Raw genomic sequence first — 2,557 nt, 5'->3', positions numbered from 1 at the left:
GGCAACCGCTTTCTCCCCCTTAAAATGATTATCATTATTATCAAAGCGTGAATTCTTGTTTTTTGTTGATTAATTTATTCTTTGGAAGTCCCTTAACCGCTTGTTCTCGCTCGACTGATCGCGGCATTCCGCTTTCATTAGCAACTCGGAATAGGAAGCGATCGGAATCGATATTGAAGATACCTGGGCCTTTCCAGGGTGGACGAACCCGGCTCAAAAATCCCACAATTGGATTGGTGTCTTTCCAGAGATCAGACACTTCAAACTGGAGTGCTTTCTCATCAGTAGGTATAGCCTCTGTATGCAGTTCTGCTTCGACGCGATCGCTGGCTTCTGTCGTCATCACGTCACGCATAACGCGAAACACAACTTCGGTAAAGTCTCTTGCATCATAAGGATCTGCAAATCCGGCTTGGACCTGGACTTTTTCTAAGAACGAGCGATGTTCGTCGGGGATTACAGTTCGAGAATCTTCTATCTCCGTTGGATCAACTTCTGGAACGTTTGTTCTAAATGATTCATCAGGCATTGTTTTTTCTTGTGCTTTTTAATATTGAGTCTTTATGCTTACTTTATCTAAAGTCGCACAAATTAAAAACTCTTAGCATCATCCAGAAGTTTGAAATACCACCTATTCAAAAGTTAGAAATTTAGCTGATAACCTGAGATATTTGGCATTCACAGGCGCAAGTTAGTTGTGTAGCGATTGCGATCGCTGGTGTTTGTGTCCGTAGTAGACATCGCCCATTGGTGTTGAAAAACAGTCAGAATAGATGAGTTGGTATAAAGTCAGCCGAAACAAAGATGGTAGAAACGACAAACATCGAAATTAACACTAGCCATGTCAAAGTACCTAACAACGACTTAGAAATCGATGCTTACTTAGCTCAACCAGCACAAAAGGGAACCTTTGGGGCAGTTATAGTTTTTCAAGAAATTTTTGGAATCAACAGTAATATTCGAGATATCACCGAATTAATAGCTAAACAAGGTTATGTAGCAATAGCACCCGCGCTGTATCAACGTATTGCTCCCGATTTTGAGGCTGACTTTAGCCCTGAAGATGTTGGCTATAGCCCAGAAAGCTATCGGCTTGGCTTAGAATACTATCAACAAGTAAAATATCATGAAATACTCAGTGATATTCAAGCTGCCATTACCTACCTAAAAACTTTACCCAATGTCAAAGATGATGCGATCGGGGCTATTGGTTTTTGTTTTGGCGGTCATGTTGCTTACATAGCTGCAACCTTACCCGATATTAAAGCAACAGCTTCGTTCTACGGTGGTGGGATTACCACTGCTAGTTATGGTGAAGACACTCCAACCATTAATCGCACCTCGGAAATTAAAGGTACTATTTATGCATTTTTTGGTACAAGAGATGCGTTAGTTTCACAAGAGGAAAACAAGCAAATTGAGGCAGAATTAAAAAAACATAATATAAATCATCGTGTATTCCGATACGACGCCGGACACGGATTCTTCGCCGGATTCTTCAAAGACCAATACCCATTTTTAGCCCAGCACCCAAGTTATAATCCTGAAGCTGCTCCTGATGCTTGGAAGCATGTTCTAGAACTGTTTCAAAATAACTTGTGATCTGATTTCAGGCTAATCAACCTTCCTTCAAAATGTTAGTAGTTAGGACTTCAGTACTGATTTTGTTCGCGTAGCGGATCGTAGTGAGGACTTTAGCGACTCCCAGTTAAAAAAACATCCATCGTAGGGGCGCAAGGCCTTGCGCCCCTACTGTTAGCTTTAACTTTTTGAGTTTTTAAGCAGTAGTTGACAACCACATAAAAACGGATTTGGGCTTTCTATGCGATCATCCACAAGCACTTCAATGGTCAGCTTACTGTTGTAAATCAATTCGTCATAATCCATCAATGCATCCCATTTGATTTTGCCAGTTGGGAAGCCTAGTTGTGAAGCTGAATCAGCTATTAACTCTTGCCATTTTTGAATCTCTGGATCTTGCGATTTGCAGTAGTCGAGAATGGCAATAAATGCACCAGGCTTGGTAACTCGTAGCATTTCCTTAAGAGCAATAACTGGATCGTCAACGACACAGAGGGTGAATCCCAGCGCTGCTGCATCAAAGCTATTATCAGGAAAATCAAGATTGCAAATATTCGATACCTTGAAGGTGATGTCTGCGGATACATGCTTTTTACGTGCTTCATCCATCATCTTATGAGAAAGATCAACACCGACGACATGCACCCCTTCAGGGTAGGCTGAAAGATTAAGACCTGTTCCTAACCCAGCATCTAATACGGTTTGTCCTGGCTTAAGCTGCAAAGAAGCAATTAGGGGTTCGCGCTCAATGTGCCAGTAACGCCTCATAATTGCGTCATAATCCACTGCGCCTTGATCGTAGGTTTCAATCACCTGATTTATCTGCATAGGTTCCTTAACAAATAGGACTACTGGTTTTAACTATCTGCTAAACCGTATAATATACGCCTTATGTGAGTGAGAAGGGGTAGCAAAAAAGAAAGGGAAACCACAAGATAAAGGTAACGAAACCAAAGCTTGAGGTCTCCCAATGAAT

3 protein-coding genes are annotated in these 2,557 nt (G+C 41.5%); 1 reads left to right on the top strand and 2 read right to left on the bottom strand.

Annotated features, from left to right (window positions below; translation table 11 throughout):
• Positions 1 to 40: 40 nt before the first annotated feature.
• Positions 41 to 529, bottom strand: a complete 489-nt coding sequence (locus V7K21_RS19910; RefSeq protein ID WP_335176978.1) for a DUF2267 domain-containing protein — start codon at positions 527 to 529, stop codon at positions 41 to 43.
• Between the two features lie 275 nt (positions 530 to 804).
• On the opposite strand from V7K21_RS19910, the gene V7K21_RS19905 reads away from it, so the two are divergent.
• Complete coding sequence (locus V7K21_RS19905) at positions 805 to 1,602, top strand: dienelactone hydrolase family protein (protein WP_335176977.1); 798 nt, start codon at positions 805 to 807, stop codon at positions 1,600 to 1,602.
• Positions 1,603 to 1,761: 159 nt separating this feature from the next.
• Here V7K21_RS19905 and V7K21_RS19900 read toward each other — a convergent pair whose 3' ends face one another.
• On the bottom strand, positions 1,762 to 2,409 hold the full coding sequence (locus tag V7K21_RS19900; RefSeq protein ID WP_335176976.1) for a class I SAM-dependent methyltransferase: 648 nt from the start codon (positions 2,407 to 2,409) through the stop codon (positions 1,762 to 1,764).
• Positions 2,410 to 2,557 lie beyond the last annotated feature (148 nt).

This window comes from Nostoc sp., from assembly GCF_036919595.1.
GTDB lineage: Bacteria > Cyanobacteriota > Cyanobacteriia > Cyanobacteriales > Nostocaceae > Nostoc.
The sequence above is the reverse complement of the archived record's forward strand: the minus strand, read 5'-3'. Positions and strand labels throughout refer to the sequence as shown.